Here is a 16,425-nt window from a genome sequence, read left to right as displayed (position 1 = left end):
CCTACTGTTTTCACCGTGATCCCTAAACTCGACGTTTGCTACCCTTACCCTTGCCCCACGCCCCCTGGATCAGCAGACAGGGCATAACTGAGCTGGCTCACGTATCTGAACCCACACTTTCAGGAGGAGCCGGCATGTCCGCTACCCGCCTCTGGATCAAGCATCCCCTCGCCACTTTTACTGCCAACAACCAGGACGCCTCGGGCGGCCTGGTCATCCATGACGGTGTCATCACCGAGTTGCTCGCTGTCGGGCAGTCACCTGCCGCGCCGGTGGACGAGGTGTTTAACGCCCGGGACCATGTCGTACTGCCTGGCCTGGTCAATACCCATCATCACTTCTACCAGACACTCACGCGCGCCTGGGCACCAATGGTCAATCAGCCGCTGTTTCCCTGGCTCAAGACGCTCTACCCCGTCTGGGCCCGGCTCACGCCGGATGCGCTGGCACTGGCCAGCCGCGTGGCGTTGGCTGAGTTGCTGCTGTCGGGCTGCACCACGGCCGCCGACCATCACTACCTGTTTCCAGATGGGCTGGAAGATGCCATCGACATCCAGGTCGAGGCGGTGCGGGCGCTGGGTATGCGCGCGCTGCTCACTCGCGGTTCGATGAGTCTGGGCGAGGCGGACGGCGGTCTGCCGCCACAGCACACGGTGCAGCAGGCCGAGGCGATCCTGCTGGACAGCGAACGCCTGATCGGCCTCTACCATGAGCGGGGCGATGGGGCGCAGATCCAGATCGGTCTGGCACCTTGCTCGCCCTTCTCGGTGACGCCTGACATCATGCGCGCCAGCGCGGCACTGGCCGAACGGCATGACGTCCGCCTGCACACGCATCTGGCCGAAACGCTGGATGAGGAAGAATTCTGCCAGCAGCGCTTCGGCATGCGTACGGTGGACTACCTGGAAAGCGTCGGCTGGCTCGGCCCACGTACCTGGCTGGCCCATGGCATCCATTTTGACGATTGCGAAGTCGCTAGACTCGGCGCAGCGGGTGTCGGCATCTGCCATTGCCCCTGTTCGAACATGCGGCTCGCCTCGGGTATCTGCCGCACCCTGGAGTTGGAAGAGGCCGGCGCCGTGATCGGTCTGGGCGTCGACGGCTCGGCCTCTAACGATGGCTCCAACATGATCCTCGAGGCTCGCCAGGCCCTGCTGCTGCAACGATTACGCTACGGGGCAGAGCAGATCACGCCCGAGCGGGTGCTGAGCTGGGCGACCCGGGGATCGGCACACGTCTTGGGGCGTAAGGACATCGGCGAGCTCGCTGTCGGCAAGCAGGCGGACCTGGCCCTTTTCAAGCAGGACGAGCTGCAGTTTTCTGGCAGCCACGACCCGGTCGCTGCCCTGCTGCTGTGCGGTGCGCACCGGGCAGACCGCGTCATGGTCGGTGGCCAGTGGCGGGTCGTGGATGGGCAGATCGAAGGGCTGGATGTGGCCGGGCTGATCGCCGATCACCGTCAGGCTGCTAAACGATTGGTCCAGTGAAGGTACGGCGGCGTCTTCCTGTCCAGGAGGACGCCCTTCCCGCACCGTTTTGCAGCGACGACATCCTTTGTTGCACCAACCGGAGTCCATTTCGCGCCGACCACAACGGCCGAGCCCCTGTATCGACGTAACCTGTCCACTTGGTCAACTTTTTGCAGTGGACGAGCGTGCCGTGGAGCATCCGGCCTTCCCACTATAGGAGCGTCATCTCGTCATGCAAAGAAGCATTCGCTCGAAATTGCTGCGCACGCTAGTCGCAGCCATGGGTTTCACCGCCGCGCTGAGCGCCTCGGCTGCCGATCCGCTGAAGGTCGGCTTCGTCTATGTTGGCCCGGTCGGCGACCACGGCTGGACCTACCAGCATGAACAGGGTCGGCAGCAGGTTGCCGAGCATTTCGGCGACAAGGTGCAGACAACCTTCGTCGAGAACGTGGCGGAAGGCGCCGATGCCGAGCGGGTGATCCGCAACATGGCCAAAAGCGGCTATGACCTCATCTTCACCACCTCCTTCGGCTACATGAACGCCACAACCAAGGTTGCCAAGCAGTTCCCCAAGGTGAAGTTCGAGCACGCCACGGGCTATAAACAGGACAAGAACCTCGGCACCTATCTGGCACGTTCCTATGAAGGCCGTTACGTAGGCGGTTTTCTCGCGGCCAAGATGACCAGGAGCAAGATCGTCGGCTACGTGGCCTCCTTCCCCATTCCCGAGGTAATCCGCGACATCAACTCGATCCAGCTGGCTCTGAATAAGTACAACCCAGGCACTGAGCTCAAGGTGGTCTGGGTAAATACCTGGTTCGACCCGGGTAAGGAAGCCGATGCCGCCAATGCCCTGATCGATCAGGGCGCAGACGTCATTTTCCAGCACACCGACAGTCCGGCCCCGATCCAGGCCGCTGAGCGTCGGGGTGTCTACTCCATCGGTTACGCCTCGGACATGGCCCACTTTGGCCCGAAGGCTGTGCTGACCTCCATTGTCAACAACTGGGGCCCTTATTACATCCAGACCACCCAGGCGGTTATGGATGGCACTTGGAAGCCACAGGATTTCTGGGGCGGCCTGCATGACGACACCATCGAGCTGCCGATCAGCGATCTGGTACCCGCCGACGTGAAAGGCGAAGCCGAACAGATCATCGTCAGCATCAAAAGCGGTGACTTCCATCCCTTCACCGGCCCGATCAAGGACCAGAGCGGCAAGGTTCGGATCGCCAAAGGCGCGACGGCTACCACGGCGGACCTCGCCGGCATGAATTACTACGTGGAAGGCGTAAAAGCCGAGTTGCCGCAGTGAAACGATGGGACGCCTTTGCAGCGCCCGTTTCTCGCGAGCGAGAGCCAAACGGTGGCGAAGCGAAGACGTTTCAATACCGTTGGACCCATTGCCGCACATCGTGAACAACCGTTTAGCGAGCAAGCCATCACCATGACCCAGTCACTGCCCATCATTGATATCGCGCCGCTCTATTCTGCCGAGGACACCGGCTGGCAGACCGTTGCCCGTGACATTGACCAAGCCTGTCGCACCTGGGGCTTTTTCTATATCAAGGGGCACCCGATTCCTGCCACGCGGCTTGCACAACTGCTGGACTATGCCCAGCGCTTCTTCGCACTGCCTGCCGAGGAAAAGCTGAAGATCGACATTACGCAGAGCCAGCACCATCGTGGCTATGGCGCCGTGGCGACCGAACAACTAGACCCAAACCTGCCGAGCGACCTGAAGGAAACCTTCGACATGGGTTTTCATGTGCCGGCCAATCACCCGGACGTACTGGCCGGCAAGCCGCTGCGCGGGCCTAACCGGCATCCGGATCTGGAGGGCTGGGAGGCACTGCTGGAAACCCACTACCAGGACATGCAAGCCCTGGCCTGTACCGTCCTACGCGCCATTACCCTCGCCCTGGGCATCGACCGAGACTTTTTCGACCAGCGCTTCGTAGCGCCCATGAGTGCGTTTCGCATGATCCACTATCCACCGCGCCAGAGCGCTGGCGATACTAAGCAGCAAGGTGCCGGAGCACATACGGATTACGGCTGCGTCACGCTGCTTCATCAGGATCAGGTCGGCGGCCTGCAGGTCCGGAGCGTTCAGGGCGACTGGATCGATGCGCCACCCATCGAAGGTACCTACGTGGTCAACATCGGCGACATGATGGCGCGCTGGAGCAATGATCGTTACAAGTCGACACCCCATAGGGTAATCAGTCCCAGCGGAGTGGACCGCTACTCCATGCCATTCTTCGCCGAGCCCGATCCGGACACCTTGATCAGCTGCCTGCCTGGCTGCCACGGGCCGGACATTCCACCCAAGTACCCGGACACCACGGCCGCTGCATGGCTGCTGTCGCGCTTTGCCGACACCTACGCTTATCGCCGCGAATCCCAAACGTCCGCCGTCTGATTTAATCTGCTGGAGATCGCTTTGATGAACGCACGCTCGACTATGTGGCGCGGTTTGCCGCTCACCCGTCAATTCATGGCCGATCGATCAGCTTTTAATCGGCTACAAAGCCATCTATCGTGCAGCAAACGCTTGAAGCGCTCCGCATCCTGTAGAGGTGCCGCATGATCCAGTTCTTGCTCAATCAGGCATTGCGTACCGAAACCGCACTCGACCCGAACACGACCGTGCTCGAGTTCCTGCGCGAACAGGCTGGCAAGAGAGGCACCAAGGAAGGCTGCGCCTCGGGCGACTGCGGTGCCTGTACCGTGGTGGTGGCCGAACGGGAAGGCGCGCCGGGCCAGGAGCGCCTGCGCTACCGCACGCTCAATTCGTGTCTAACCTTCGTATCGGCCTTGCATGGCAAGCAACTGATCACGGTGGAAGATCTCAAGCACCAGGGGCAGCTGCACAGCGTGCAGCAGGCCATGGTGGATTGCCATGGCTCGCAGTGCGGCTTCTGCACGCCCGGCTTTGTCATGTCCCTGTTCGCCTTGCAGAAAAACAGCCAGACGGCAGACAGAGCGCAAGCTCATGAAGCGCTGGCCGGCAACCTGTGCCGCTGCACCGGCTACCGACCGATCCTCGCCGCCGCTAAACAGAGCTGCAGCCAGCATGTGCCCGATCAGTTCGATGCCGCCGAAGCGCAGACACTGGCGCGCCTGCAAGCCATCGCCTCGCAGACGACCGCTGAGCTCAATGACGGCCATAAGCGCTGCCTGGTGCCCTTGACCGTCGAGGCACTGGCTTCGCTCTACGAGGCGATTCCCGACGCACGGCTCCTGGCCGGTGGCACTGACTTGGCCCTAGAGGTCACCCAGTTGCATCGCGAGCTGCCATTGATGATCGCCGTCGGGCATGTAGCCGAGATGAAGCAGGTCGAGCGACGGGACGATGGCCTCGAACTGGGCGCCGCCGCACCTTTGTTCGACTGCTACGCATTGCTGGCCGAGGAATACCCAGACTTCGGCGCGCTGCTGCACCGCTTCGCCTCCCTGCAAATCCGTAACCAAGGCACGCTGGGCGGCAATATCGGCAACGCTTCGCCGATCGGTGACTCGCCGCCGCTTTTGATCGCCCTGGGCGCCGAGCTTGTGCTACGCCAGGGCATACGCCGCCGTACGCTGGCGCTGGAAGACTACTTCATCGACTACAAGATCACCGCTCGCGAGCAAGGTGAGTTCATCGAGCGCATTCGCGTACCGCTGGCCAGTGCCGATCAGCAATTTCGCGCCTATAAGGTGTCCAAACGTCTGGACGATGACATCTCCGCCGTCTGCGCCGCCTTCAACCTGACGATCATTGATGGCATGGTTCGCCAGGCACGTATTGCCTATGGTGGCATGGCGGCGATCCCCAAACGCGCGCAGCGCTGCGAAGCAGCGTTGACCGATGCCGAGTGGTCAGCGGAGGCCATCGAACTTGCCTGCACCGCGCTGACGGAGGATTTCACGCCCCTGACCGACTTCCGCGCCAGCCGCGAATATCGTCTACTCGTGGCGCAAAACCTATTGCGCAAATGCTTTTACGAGCTCACCACACCAGGCCTCGACACACGGGTGACCGCCTATGTCTGATCTGCTGCACAAGAAGTCTCAGGACGAACTCGCCGCCCTGTTCCAGAAGGGCATAGTCACTGGCGTTGGCCGCAGCGTCAAGCACGACAGTGCCGCCCGACACGTCACCGGTGAAGCCCAATACATCGACGACCGCCTGGAGTTTCCCAACCAGCTGCACGTCTATGCGCGCGTCTCCGACCGCGCCCACGCACGCATTCTGCGCATCGATACGACGCCTTGCTATAGCGTGCCGGGCGTCGTGCGGGTCATCACCGCCGACGACGTACCTGGTCAGTTGGACATCGGCCCGGCCTTCAAGGGCGACCCGCTGTTGGCCAAGGACAAGGTCGAGTTTATCGGCCAGCCCGTGGTGGCCGTGGCCGCGACCACTCTGGACGTGGCGCGACAGGCCGCTCGGCTTGCCGTGATCGAATACGAGGATCTGGAGCCGGTGCTGGATGTAGTCGAAGCGCTGCGCAAGCGGCATTTCGTGCTCGACAGCCATACCCACCAGCGCGGCAATGCGGTCAACGCATTGAACCATGCACCGCATCGCCTGCAGGGCACGCTGTACATCGGTGGTCAGGAACATTTCTATCTCGAAACCCAGATCGCCTCGGTCATGCCCACCGAGGATGGCGGTATGATCGTCTACAGTTCGACCCAGAACCCCACCGAGATCCAAAAGCTCGTCGCCGAAGTGCTGGGCGTGCCGATGAACAAGGTTGTGATCGACATGCGTCGCATGGGAGGCGGCTTCGGCGGCAAGGAAACCCAGGCCGCAAGCCCCGCGTGCCTGTGCGCGGTGATCGCGCACCTGACCGGCCAACCGACCAAGATGCGTCTGCCCCGTGTCGAAGACATGCAGATGACCGGCAAGCGTCATCCGTTCTATGTCGAATACGACGTTGGCTTCGACGATGACGGACGGCTGCACGGCATCCAGATCGACCTGGCCGGCAATTGCGGTTATTCGCCAGACCTTTCCGGCGCCATCGTCGACCGGGCCATGTTCCATGCCGACAACGCCTATTACCTGGGCGATGCCATCATCCATGGCCATCGCTGCAAGACTCACACGGCGTCCAATACCGCCTACCGGGGATTCGGCGGCCCGCAGGGCATACTGGCCATCGAAGAGATCATGGACCGTATCGCCCGTACTCTGGGCAAGGACCCGCTCGAAATACGCAAGCTCAACTACTACGGCCAGGACGCGCGTAACGAGACCCACTATTTCCAGACCGTCGAGCACAACCTGCTTGCAGAAATGACCAGCGAGCTGGAGACGAGCGCCGACTACGCGCAGCGGCGCGCCGAGATTCGCACGTTCAATGCCGGCAGCCCGGTGCTGAAAAAGGGGCTGGCCCTGACGCCGGTCAAGTTCGGCATCAGCTTCACGTCGAGCTTTCTCAACCAGGCCGGCGCGCTGATCCACATCTATACGGATGGCAGCATCCACCTGAATCATGGCGGTACCGAGATGGGTCAGGGTCTGAACACCAAGGTCGCGCAGATAGTGGCCGAAGTATTCCAGGTCGATATCGAGCGCATCCAGATCACCGCCACCAACACGGGCAAGGTGCCAAATACATCTCCTACAGCAGCCTCTAGTGGGGCTGACCTCAACGGCAAGGCCGCGCAGAACGCGGCCCTGACTCTCCGCCAGCGGCTAGTCGACTTCGCGGCGCGGCATTTCGAGGTGGACACGGCGGCCATCGAACTCCGTAACGGGCAGGTGCGGATAGAGGATCGCTATATCAGTTTCGAGGAGCTGATTACCCTTGCCTATATCGGACAGGTATCGCTGTCGAGCACGGGCTTCTACAGCACGCCAAAGATCCATTACGACCGCAGCCAGGCCCGGGGCCGGCCGTTTTATTACTTCGCATTCGGAGCTGCCTGTTCCGAGGTGATCGTTGACACCCTGACGGGTGAATACAAGATGCTGCGCAGCGACATCCTCCATGATGTTGGTGCCTCGCTGAACCCGGCCATCGACATCGGTCAGGTGGAAGGTGGCTTCATCCAGGGCATGGGCTGGCTGACCATGGAAGAACTCGTCTGGAGCGACCAGGGCAAACTGCTGACCTCCGGCCCCGCCAGCTACAAGATCCCTACCGTGGCGGACATGCCGCTGGATTTGCGGGTCACGCTGGTGGAAAACCGCAAGAATCCGGAAGACACTGTGTTTCATTCCAAGGCCGTAGGCGAACCGCCGTTTATGCTGGGTATTTCCGTCTGGTGCGCGATCAAGGACGCCGTGGCAAGCCTGGCGGACTATCGGGTTCAGCCCGACATCGACGCGCCGGCCACTCCGGAACGGGTGCTCTGGGGCGTGCAGCAGATGAGGCAGGCCGTCGCGAAGAAAGCCGCCACGGTCGAAACCGCGTCCACCCCGGCCTGAACAGGAGCGATCATGAGGCTGCGATTGATGGTTTCTGTAGGATGGGTTGAGCCTGTGATACCCATCGCCTTTTGGCCACTGATGGGTATCGCTCCGCTCAACCCATCCTACGAAAAGACCGTGCCCTGCCGAACCAAGACAACCTGTTTCGCATCACCCTTCCCCATCACCGAGGCGCACCATGAATAACACGGGCTGGATCGAAGCCCTGGCCGATCTGCAGCGCCGCGGCGAGCCGTGCGTGCTGGTGACGCTGGTAGAGGAAAAAGGCTCCACGCCGCGCAACGCCGGCTCAAAGATGGTCATTACGCTGAAGAAATGCTTCGACACCCTTGGCGGTGGTCATCTGGAATACAAGGCCATGCACATCGCCCGCGACTTGCTGGAGCGTGGCGAGCTGGCCACTCGGCTGGAGCGCTTCGTCCTCGGCGCCAGCCTCGGCCAATGCTGTGGCGGCTCGGCCACGCTGCTGTTCGAGCCGCTTGGCCAGCCGCAGGCGCAGATCGCCGTGTTCGGGGCCGGTCATGTTGGCCGGGCGCTGGTGCCACTGCTGGCCAGCCTGCCCTGCCGGGTGCGCTGGATCGACAGTCGCGATGAGGAATTCCCATCTGCCATTCCAGAGGGCGTGAAAAAGATCGTGACCGACGATCCGGTTGCCGAGGTGAATGATATGCCGCCCGGCAGCTATTTCATCGTCATGACCCACAATCATCCTCTGGACCTGGAGTTGACGACCGCCATCCTGCAGCGCAACGATTTTGCCTATTACGGTCTGATCGGCTCGAAAACCAAGCGGGCTCGCTTCGAGCATCGCCTGCGTGAACGCGACTTCGCCCCGGACGTGGTTCAGCGCATGCGTTGCCCGCTGGGGATTGCCGAGGTCAAAGGCAAACTGCCGATGGAAATTGCCATTTCGGTCGCGGGCGAGGTCATCGCAGTCTATAACCGGGATTTCGGTAAAAAGACGAACGCTGAACGGGCTATAGATAGCGCCCTCCCGGCCGTGACCTAAGCGGAGGGATGATGCAATGGTGCTCCAAAAATCGTGGCTGGAGCCGCTCCCACCGGTCATCTGTGGTTAGGCTGAGCTCCACAAAGCCCAACAACCGAATAACCAGATACCCTGGAAGCGACCAGATGGCGCTCTGCTTCAGCCGCGATGTCGATATCGCGGCTGAAGCAGGATACCGCCCAGCTGCACCCACGGATAACTTTTTCTACCACAATCCGAGCACCTAGTCGTCAAGTTGGACGATTACGTCGTCGGAGGCGCTTTAGCGAGGATTCTATGGTCGCGGCTGAAGCCCTTCCTACAAGAGCGCAGACATCATCAGCTTGCATGATTTCAAAGCCAAGTAGATAGCCTGAGCTTCGCAAAGCCCGGCAGCCATAGTGTTGGACTTCGTCGTAAGTTCCTTAGCGACAATCGCCTCGACCCACACTTACAAGCCAGTTGACCGCTGATAGGTATTTACAGCGGACCGCCAGCTATCGTCTTGCCCAGGCCGGCAAGGATGCCTTCGCCAGTTTCCTGAACAAGCTCGGCGTACCAGTTGCGGGTGAGCGCCGGGTCATGGCCATGGGTGGTCTCGGCGCGCTTGCGGGCGCGGCTGACGATGCTGCCGACCCGCTCGACTCGTGCGGCATCGTAGGCCGGCAGAGCCTGATGAAGGTCGTTGCCGTGTTCAGTCAGGCAGCAGGCCAACACCCAGGCGTCCTCCATAGCCTGGCAGCCACCCTGCCCCAGATCGGGCGCCATGGCATGGGCGGCATCGCCCAACAGAACGACGCGTTTATTAATCAAGGTTTCCAGCGGCTCGGTGTCATGAATCTCGACCCGAGCGATACCAGCCGGGTCCAACCGCTCGATCAGACGCTGAACGGGGGCCGCCCAGCTGGCGAAATGCTCGGTTAGTTCGTTGCGATAACGGCTGCGATCGTTAGGCGTACCGGCCGGCAAAGGCACGTCGAAAAAGAAATAGAACTCATCGCCGCCCATGGGCATCAGCGAAACCCGTTGGTGATCGCCCACGTATTGTGCCCATTCATGTGGCTCGCCCAGGTCCGGGCTGATCGCCACCCGACCATTCCAGTTCACGTAACCACAGTAGTTCCGCGAGACAGCTCGGTTCACGACAAGATTCCGCAACTTCGAATGAGTGCCGTCAGCAGCGATCAAGAGATCGGCACGTTCGCGGCGGCCATCGGACAACAAGACTTCGACACCGTCGGCATGCTGCTCGACGGCCTCGCAACTCACGCCTAGCGAAACCCGCTCAGGGCCTGCCGCGTCCAACAGGATGCGTTGCAATGCTGCCCGGGCGATGGGCCGCGCCGGCTGCCCTACGTCTCGATACAAGGGTTCGAGACTGAAATGAGTCAGCAGGTTTCCTTCGCGATTGCGGTAGCTCATGCTACGCATATCACCGCTGACCGCCGCGATATCCGGCCCCAACCCCAGCGCCTCCAAGACCTTCACCCCGTTAGGCCAGACGGAAATAGCTGCCCCGACGGGCGCCAGCTCCGCTGCACGCTCATACAGGCGAACCCGATGCCCGGCTCGTTGCAGGGCAATTGCGGCGGTCAGCCCACCCATGCCGGCGCCAATGATAATGATGTCGAGCGTTTGCATAGGAAATCCTTGGATGAAGGCTAAAGGAAGAAACAGGCTTAGGCTCAAGCAAAAACCTGACCACTCAGTCAGCATTCGTCTACTGGCGCAACGCTACATTGATCCCGATCACGAAGGCCGCGCTGGATATCGCAGACCACGAAGCAAACGCCTGCCACGCACATGTGAACCACGCACTCGATCAGCGCATCCAGCGCACGCATTGCCCTCTTCAAGGGCAGCGGATCAGCTTCCCCGGTACATCGAATAACTATAGGGCGAAACCAGCAAGGGGACGTGATAGTGCTCGTCCGGCGAGGCGACCCCAAAGCGCAGGACGACCTGATCAAGGAAGGCTGGCTCGGCAAGCGGCGCACCCTGCGAACGAAAATAGTCACCCACGTGGAAGGTGAACTCATACACGCCAGCCTCCAGCGCATCGCCTTCCAGCAGCGGTGCATCACAGCGGCCGTTCGCATTGGTGCGTACGTCGCTCACGGGAACACGTTGCGTGCCAGCGAGGCGAACCAGTTCAATACGGATATTGCTGCCGGGGCGGCCATTAGCGGCATCCAGCACATGTGTGGTCAAACGTCCCATCGCATCATCGGCATCAGTGGATGCCGCTCCTCTGGTAGCTGAATCTCGGCTCATGAGCAGGCCTATTGCGTAGGGCGGGATGAATCCCGCCCTACATCAATTTCGGATCGTGAGCAGGCTCTAAGATAAGTAGTACATTACTTTTGCCTTGTACACGATAGGTGCCTGGGAATATTTCCTGACCACTTAGGCAGGTTTCTTGCTACAGGAGCCTTAGCCGTACCGCACGGTAACACGTTCGACGACCCAGCTCCTCTCGCTGGGGCAGCTCTGCTAAGGAACCTGTTTGTGAATAGCGTCTACCCGCGTAACCTTATTGGCTATGGCCAGACCCCACCCCATGCTCATTGGCCGGACAACTCCCGCATCGCCCTGTCCTTTGTACTCAATTATGAAGAAGGTGGAGAACGATGCATTCTTCACGGGGACAGGGAATCAGAGGCGTTTCTATCCGAGATGGTTTCGGCGCAGCCCCTTGCAGGAGTGCGCAACATGAGCATGGAGTCGCTCTATGAATACGGTAGCCGCGCGGGGGTATGGCGCATCCTAGAACTGTTCAAGCGCCACAATGTTCCACTTACCATTTTTGCCGTAGCCATGGCCGCTCAACGTCACCCTGAGGTCATCCGCACGATGGTTGAAGCTGGACACGAAATCTGCAGTCACGGCTATCGCTGGATAGACTACCAATACGTAGACGAAGCGGATGAACGTGAGCAGATGCAGAAAGCCATCAGCCTGTTGACTGAGCTTACAGGCCAGCGTCCGTTAGGCTGGTATACCGGGCGCACCAGCCCCAATACCCGTCGGCTGGTCATGGAGGAAGGCGGATTCCTTTATGATTCGGACACCTACGACGATGACCTACCCTATTGGGAACGCTCTCCGGCAGGCAAGCCGCATCTGGTCATACCCTACACGCTCGACACCAACGACATGCGTTTTACCCAGGCGCAGGGTTTTCATACGTCGGAACAGTTTTTTCAATACCTTAAAGATGCCTTCGATGTACTTTATGAAGAAGGCGCCACCTCGCCCAAAATGCTATCCGTCGGCCTACATTGCCGCGTCATAGGACGTCCAGCACGCCTGGCCGGCCTCAAGCGCTTTTTAGAATATGCGCAAGGTCATTCGGGCGTCTGGTTTGCACGCCGTGTCGACATTGCACGACACTGGCATGAACACCATCCGATGGATCCTGCTGCATGAGTCATTTCAAAACCCTGACGCCAAGTACCCTAGATCGCGCTAAATTTATGTCGGTGTTTGGCAACATCTATGAGCACTCACCCTGGGTAGCGGAGCGGGTATACGATCAAGGCATCGACAACCACCTCGACCAGATCGAAAACCTTCATGCGCAGATGAGCGCTGCCCTTCTGGAGGCCAATCGTGAAGAGCAACAGGCATTGATCAATGGTCATCCTGATCTCGCCGGCAAGGCGGCGTTAAGGGGTGAATTAACCCGTGCCAGCAGCGCCGAACAAGCTGGCGCAGGTCTGGACCAATGCACACCAGAAGAGCTGGTCCGGTTTACGGTACTCAACGAAACCTACAAAGCCAAATTTGGCTTTCCATTCATCATGGCCGTCAAGGGCAGCAATCGTCATCTGATTCTTCAGGCATTCGAGGAACGTATACATCATACGCCTGAACAGGAATTTGCCTGCGCGCTCTCCGAGATAAACAAGATCGCTCTCTTCCGACTCCAGCAACTATGAGCCACTTATGAAAAGAACGTATAACGCCTCGTTCGAAAAGTACTTGAATCTGGCCGATGCGCGCCTGGGAACCCGCGTCATCCACGTCACGGATGACTGGTTCGCTGAGGCCAATCGCATGCTGCAGCCCCATGAGCCCGAGTGGAAAGAAGGCGTTTATGACGACAATGGCAAATGGATGGATGGCTGGGAATCACGGCGTAAGCGCTTCGAAGGATACGATCATGCGGTCATCCGCCTGGGTGTGCCCGGCTTCATTAAAGGTATCGATATCGATACCCGTTATTTCACTGGCAATTACCCGCCCTCTGCTTCTGTAGAGGCCTGCTTTTCGCCCCATGGCGATCCAGACACGGACACTCAATGGATCGAAGTGCTGCCTGCCATAGAGCTGCAAGGCAACAGTCACCACTACCATGCCTTCGATGATGAGCGCCCCTGGACGCACCTGCGCCTGAATATCTACCCAGACGGTGGTGTGGCTCGCCTGCGCGTTTATGGCATTCCTTATCGTGAATGGTCCAGGCAGGACACCACAGAAGTGCTCGATCTTGCTGCAGCGCTGAACGGAGGTCGCGCCCTAGCCTGCAATGACGAGCACTACGGCCGCATAAGTAATATACTCAACCCAGGTCGGGCAGAAAATATGTCGGATGGCTGGGAAACCGCTCGCCGCCGCACGCCAGGCAATGACTGGGTTATCGTCGCACTAGGCCATCCTGGAGAAGTCGAGCGCATCGTGGTCGATACGCTGCATTTCAAAGGCAACTACCCAGACAGCTGCTCTATCCAGGCCGCCTATGTTCAAGGCGGCACCGACAGCCAGATCGAAACGCAAAGCCTTTATTGGCGCGAGCTGTTGCCCTCACAAAAGCTGCACATGCATCAGGAGCATGAGTTTGTTGAAGAGATTAAACCACTGGGGGCCATCACCCATGTACGCCTGAATATCTTTCCGGACGGCGGCGTCAGCCGTCTACGTCTGTTTGGCCGTATAACCAGGAAATGACCATGCGTCAGACACTCAGGCCTTATCCTCTTACCCAAGAAGCGTTTGCTCCGTTCGGCGATGTCATCGAGACCGCCGGGCGTGACCACTACCTTATCAATAATGGCTCGACCCAACGCTTCCACCGTCTGGCCGATGTTGATACAGGCCCGTATGACGGAAAGGCCATTATCAGCATCTTTCGCGCCCAGGCAACGGAGCTCCCGCTACGCATTCGCATGCTGGAGCGCCATCCCTTGGGAAGCCAGGCGTTTGTCCCGCTCAAAGGCAAGCCTTTTCTGGTCGTGGTCGCGCCCGCCGGTGATACGCCTAGTCCCCACGCCATCAGAGCCTTCATTGCCAACGGAGAACAAGGCATTAATTATCACCGAGGCGTCTGGCATCACCCTGTCTTGGCACTCTCGGATATCGACGACTTTCTGATCGTTGACCGAAGCGGCATAGCCAATAACTGTGATGAATACTATTTTGCCGATACGGTAGAACTCTGGTTAGAGGCAAGCCATTAATGCATCGGCAGCCAGTCAGTCGATAGCCTTCGACTGGCCGTCACCAGGTCGACATACCGCTTGGTTATACTGATAGCCTTAGCCAGTGATCGCGACATGCAAAAACTTAGATGGATGCTGTTTGGCTCAGGGCTAACCCTAGTAGTGCTGAGCCTCTTCCTGTGGTTTGACAATGAGCAGATGTCTCCATTGATACAATCCACTCACACGCCCCCACCCGTCAAAAATCCAGGCAGCCTTTACGCCACAGTACAATCGCAACAGATGCCACTTACTGCTACAGATGATTTCGCTCAGGTAGAAGGCATTATTCACGAACGCTGTACGGTCTGTCATTCCAGTCAACCCACCAGCCGTTGTTTAGTGAGCAGCTCACCACCCTTGTCGTTGCTGTTAGTCATAAACATACCCGTTTGCCTATCCCTCATCCTAAGGGGGGAACGGTGTCCTGTCTTTCATGGGGCTCGTTCAGTAGTCGTCTTTGGTATAGCTATTTTTTTGAGATGCCCATTTCGATGGTCATGGCGCGTCGCATGACCGTCATCCCATGATTGAGCGTAATGACCTCCTGCTGGTGCAGGTAGAGCAGGACGTGCTCTACGGCTTTTCGCCGCTGCGCAGCTGACACTTCGCTTTTTAGATAGAGGTCATTTTCAATCAGTGAAACTAGCTTACCAAACGTGGTTTCTACCAGGAGATCCTTTCTTCGCTCGCCAGGTGGCAGCTTGCTGATAAAGAAATCCAGCATTAGGGTGGAGATGACTCGGCGTTTATACCCCAGTTTTTCCAGCTGCACGGGCGGCAGCACCCTCCTGGCTATCGTGCCGATGCATGAGCCATGCGGTATCCTCGGCAGACAACGAGCCAAACGGCTTGACCCTGCTGCCCTGCCTGGGTAGGAGCTTGTCCAGACGTCCGTGCCAGCGCGCCGGGTTCTCTCCTTCCCTCAACTTTCTGGCCTTGGCCGCATCGAGGGGCAGCTCAATACGGTTTCGCAAGCGACTAGTCGTACAGGAGTCGTGCTCCAGATAGGATCCAATACCTCCAACCAACTTCTGCGAAAGTCATGGGGCCGATAAGGCGTGCCTGGTAAGAGAGTGCTGCCATTGCTGGGAGTGTTTAGTCGCCTATCTTAAGCTAAGTCTTGATGCCTATTGGGGGGCCTGATATCAACTGCAATTAAGCAGTTCTGTGAATCAGCGAGTCGATTCGGTCAAAGGTTCAGCTAACCCAATCCGTTGGTGATACAGCGGTTAGGCCACCGCCCTGCCCTTTTTTTCTTCACAGTCTCAGAGCATGAATATGCTTGCGTTTACATACTTAGCTAGGTTAGCTAAGCTAGGTTAGCTAACCCTGTATATCGAGGTCTGTCATGACTCCAGAAACTGTAAACATTCACGATGCTAAAACCAACCTGTCCAAGATTATCGACGAGGTAGTTAGTACAGGTGTAGAACAGATTATTGCCAAAGCTGGTCGGCCAATGGTTAAGGTGATCCCTTACACTGAAACGCCTCAAAAGCGCATTGGAATGCTGGATGGTATGTATCCGTCTGTGCCAGCCGATATTGATGCGCAATTCAAAGACGATATTGAGGCAATGTTCAACGTATGACCCTTATCGTCGACACGCACCTTTTACTGTGGGCCTGCTTTGACAGCACTAAATTGCCAAAGCAGGCTCTACCCCTCCTGACAGGGCCTGGCATGCTGTACTTTAGTGCCGCTAGCATTTGGGAGATTGGTATCAAGCGTGCATTAAAAAAGCCAGACTTTCCTTACGATCCAGCAGTGACACGAACAGCGCTAATTGGTGCGGGTTACCGAGAGCTACCGATTAGCTCCAGTCACAGTATTACTGCTGCCGCGCTGCCATCGCACCACAACGACCCATTCGACAGATTGCTGATTGGCCAAGCTATTGAGGAAGGCATGTTTCTACTAACCTGCGACCACATATTGACTAAGTATCAGGCACCGATTCGCTACTTGGGTTAACCCTTTCAATCGAAGCCTTTTGTAAAAGATTCGCATCAGTAACCACTACAAAACGACCTCCGTAGTTTAGTAACCATTGCG

18 protein-coding genes are annotated in these 16,425 nt (G+C 58.6%); 13 read left to right on the top strand and 5 right to left on the bottom strand.

Annotated elements, in window-relative coordinates:
- Positions 1-134 precede the first annotated feature (134 nt).
- From B3729_RS16975 to xdhC, 7 genes are all read left to right on the top strand, one after another.
- Complete coding sequence (locus tag B3729_RS16975) at positions 135-1,487, top strand: 8-oxoguanine deaminase (RefSeq protein WP_286788485.1); 1,353 nt, start codon at positions 135-137, stop codon at positions 1,485-1,487.
- Positions 1,488-1,701: 214 nt separating this feature from the next.
- Positions 1,702-2,784, top strand: a complete 1,083-nt coding sequence (locus B3729_RS16970; RefSeq protein WP_286788484.1) for a BMP family ABC transporter substrate-binding protein — start codon at positions 1,702-1,704, stop codon at positions 2,782-2,784.
- Between the two features lie 132 nt (positions 2,785-2,916).
- Positions 2,917-3,891 (top strand): 2-oxoglutarate and iron-dependent oxygenase domain-containing protein, encoded by a 975-nt coding sequence (locus B3729_RS16965; RefSeq protein ID WP_286788563.1) that lies wholly within the window; start codon positions 2,917-2,919, stop codon positions 3,889-3,891.
- 164 nt (positions 3,892-4,055) lie between these two features.
- Positions 4,056-5,507, top strand: a complete 1,452-nt coding sequence (xdhA, locus tag B3729_RS16960; protein WP_286788483.1) for a xanthine dehydrogenase small subunit — start codon at positions 4,056-4,058, stop codon at positions 5,505-5,507.
- Positions 5,500-7,896, top strand: coding sequence for a xanthine dehydrogenase molybdopterin binding subunit (gene xdhB / locus B3729_RS16955; protein WP_286788482.1), 2,397 nt, complete (start codon positions 5,500-5,502; stop codon positions 7,894-7,896). Before xdhA ends, xdhB begins: the two co-directional genes overlap by 8 nt.
- A 12-nt stretch (positions 7,897-7,908) precedes the next feature.
- Positions 7,909-8,085, top strand: a complete 177-nt coding sequence (locus tag B3729_RS16950; RefSeq protein WP_167670414.1) for a hypothetical protein — start codon at positions 7,909-7,911, stop codon at positions 8,083-8,085.
- Positions 8,078-8,908 (top strand): xanthine dehydrogenase accessory protein XdhC, encoded by an 831-nt coding sequence (xdhC, locus tag B3729_RS16945; protein ID WP_286788481.1) that lies wholly within the window; start codon positions 8,078-8,080, stop codon positions 8,906-8,908. The genes B3729_RS16950 and xdhC overlap by 8 nt, the downstream gene beginning before the upstream one ends.
- A gap of 459 nt (positions 8,909-9,367) precedes the next feature.
- Here the strand turns inward: xdhC and hpxO are convergent, their stop codons facing one another.
- The 3 genes from hpxO to uraH form a co-directional block, all read right to left on the bottom strand.
- Positions 9,368-10,528 carry an FAD-dependent urate hydroxylase HpxO gene (gene hpxO / locus B3729_RS16940; protein ID WP_286788480.1) on the bottom strand — a complete coding sequence of 387 codons (1,161 nt, stop codon included), beginning with the start codon at positions 10,526-10,528 and terminating at the stop codon, positions 9,368-9,370.
- Positions 10,529-10,596: 68 nt separating this feature from the next.
- A complete protein-coding gene (locus B3729_RS16935; RefSeq protein WP_286788479.1) occupies positions 10,597-10,731 on the bottom strand; it encodes a hypothetical protein in 135 nt (44 codons plus the stop codon).
- Positions 10,732-10,753: 22 nt separating this feature from the next.
- Positions 10,754-11,107 carry a hydroxyisourate hydrolase gene (gene uraH / locus B3729_RS16930; RefSeq protein WP_073450490.1) on the bottom strand — a complete coding sequence of 118 codons (354 nt, stop codon included), beginning with the start codon at positions 11,105-11,107 and terminating at the stop codon, positions 10,754-10,756.
- 288 nt (positions 11,108-11,395) lie between these two features.
- Between uraH and puuE the strand changes: the two genes are divergently transcribed.
- Genes puuE through B3729_RS16910 form a run of 4 tightly spaced genes read left to right on the top strand, consistent with a single transcriptional unit; the run spans position 11,396 to position 14,346 of the window.
- A complete protein-coding gene (gene puuE / locus B3729_RS16925) occupies positions 11,396-12,316 on the top strand; it encodes an allantoinase PuuE (RefSeq protein ID WP_286788478.1) in 921 nt (306 codons plus the stop codon).
- Positions 12,313-12,828: a 2-oxo-4-hydroxy-4-carboxy-5-ureidoimidazoline decarboxylase gene (uraD, locus tag B3729_RS16920; protein WP_286788477.1), complete on the top strand. Its 516-nt coding sequence runs from the start codon at positions 12,313-12,315 to the stop codon at positions 12,826-12,828. Before puuE ends, uraD begins: the two co-directional genes overlap by 4 nt.
- Before the next feature lie 7 nt (positions 12,829-12,835).
- On the top strand, positions 12,836-13,837 hold the full coding sequence (alc, locus tag B3729_RS16915; RefSeq protein WP_286788476.1) for an allantoicase: 1,002 nt from the start codon (positions 12,836-12,838) through the stop codon (positions 13,835-13,837).
- 2 nt (positions 13,838-13,839) lie between these two features.
- Positions 13,840-14,346, top strand: a complete 507-nt coding sequence (locus B3729_RS16910; RefSeq protein WP_286788475.1) for an ureidoglycolate lyase — start codon at positions 13,840-13,842, stop codon at positions 14,344-14,346.
- A gap of 490 nt (positions 14,347-14,836) precedes the next feature.
- Here B3729_RS16910 and B3729_RS16905 read toward each other — a convergent pair whose 3' ends face one another.
- Together B3729_RS16905 and B3729_RS16900 are read right to left on the bottom strand one after the other, a co-directional pair.
- Positions 14,837-15,142 (bottom strand): hypothetical protein, encoded by a 306-nt coding sequence (locus B3729_RS16905; protein WP_286788474.1) that lies wholly within the window; start codon positions 15,140-15,142, stop codon positions 14,837-14,839.
- Complete coding sequence (locus B3729_RS16900; RefSeq protein WP_286788473.1) at positions 15,117-15,344, bottom strand: hypothetical protein; 228 nt, start codon at positions 15,342-15,344, stop codon at positions 15,117-15,119. Before B3729_RS16900 ends, B3729_RS16905 begins: the two co-directional genes overlap by 26 nt.
- 374 nt (positions 15,345-15,718) lie before the next feature.
- On the opposite strand from B3729_RS16900, the gene B3729_RS16895 reads away from it, so the two are divergent.
- Both B3729_RS16895 and B3729_RS16890 read left to right on the top strand, forming a co-directional pair.
- Positions 15,719-15,961: a type II toxin-antitoxin system Phd/YefM family antitoxin gene (locus tag B3729_RS16895; RefSeq protein WP_073450484.1), complete on the top strand. Its 243-nt coding sequence runs from the start codon at positions 15,719-15,721 to the stop codon at positions 15,959-15,961.
- On the top strand, positions 15,958-16,344 hold the full coding sequence (locus B3729_RS16890) for a type II toxin-antitoxin system VapC family toxin (RefSeq protein ID WP_286788472.1): 387 nt from the start codon (positions 15,958-15,960) through the stop codon (positions 16,342-16,344). The genes B3729_RS16895 and B3729_RS16890 overlap by 4 nt, the downstream gene beginning before the upstream one ends.
- Positions 16,345-16,425 lie beyond the last annotated feature (81 nt).

The organism is Pseudomonas sp. UBA3149 (assembly GCF_002364655.1).
In the GTDB taxonomy this organism is placed as follows: domain Bacteria; phylum Pseudomonadota; class Gammaproteobacteria; order Pseudomonadales; family Pseudomonadaceae; genus Chryseomonas; species Chryseomonas luteola.
This window is presented reverse-complemented; position numbering and strand designations above follow the sequence as displayed.

What these genes read in the sequence shown, in the direction of transcription:
- B3729_RS16975 (WP_286788485.1), top strand. Translation starts at nt 135, where the DNA reads ATGTCCGCTACCCGCCTCTGGATCAAGCATCCCCTCGCCACTTTTACT.
- B3729_RS16970 (WP_286788484.1), top strand. Translation starts at nt 1,702, where the DNA reads ATGCAAAGAAGCATTCGCTCGAAATTGCTGCGCACGCTAGTCGCAGCC.
- B3729_RS16965 (WP_286788563.1), top strand. Translation starts at nt 2,917, where the DNA reads ATGACCCAGTCACTGCCCATCATTGATATCGCGCCGCTCTATTCTGCC.
- xdhA (WP_286788483.1), top strand. Translation starts at nt 4,056, where the DNA reads ATGATCCAGTTCTTGCTCAATCAGGCATTGCGTACCGAAACCGCACTC.
- xdhB (WP_286788482.1), top strand. Translation starts at nt 5,500, where the DNA reads ATGTCTGATCTGCTGCACAAGAAGTCTCAGGACGAACTCGCCGCCCTG.
- B3729_RS16950 (WP_167670414.1), top strand. Translation starts at nt 7,909, where the DNA reads ATGAGGCTGCGATTGATGGTTTCTGTAGGATGGGTTGAGCCTGTGATA.
- xdhC (WP_286788481.1), top strand. Translation starts at nt 8,078, where the DNA reads ATGAATAACACGGGCTGGATCGAAGCCCTGGCCGATCTGCAGCGCCGC.
- hpxO (WP_286788480.1), bottom strand. Translation starts at nt 10,528, where the DNA reads ATGCAAACGCTCGACATCATTATCATTGGCGCCGGCATGGGTGGGCTG.
- B3729_RS16935 (WP_286788479.1), bottom strand. Translation starts at nt 10,731, where the DNA reads ATGCGTGCGCTGGATGCGCTGATCGAGTGCGTGGTTCACATGTGCGTG.
- uraH (WP_073450490.1), bottom strand. Translation starts at nt 11,107, where the DNA reads ATGGGACGTTTGACCACACATGTGCTGGATGCCGCTAATGGCCGCCCC.
- uraD (WP_286788477.1), top strand. Translation starts at nt 12,313, where the DNA reads ATGAGTCATTTCAAAACCCTGACGCCAAGTACCCTAGATCGCGCTAAA.
- alc (WP_286788476.1), top strand. Translation starts at nt 12,836, where the DNA reads ATGAAAAGAACGTATAACGCCTCGTTCGAAAAGTACTTGAATCTGGCC.
- B3729_RS16910 (WP_286788475.1), top strand. Translation starts at nt 13,840, where the DNA reads ATGCGTCAGACACTCAGGCCTTATCCTCTTACCCAAGAAGCGTTTGCT.
- B3729_RS16895 (WP_073450484.1), top strand. Translation starts at nt 15,719, where the DNA reads ATGACTCCAGAAACTGTAAACATTCACGATGCTAAAACCAACCTGTCC.
- B3729_RS16890 (WP_286788472.1), top strand. Translation starts at nt 15,958, where the DNA reads ATGACCCTTATCGTCGACACGCACCTTTTACTGTGGGCCTGCTTTGAC.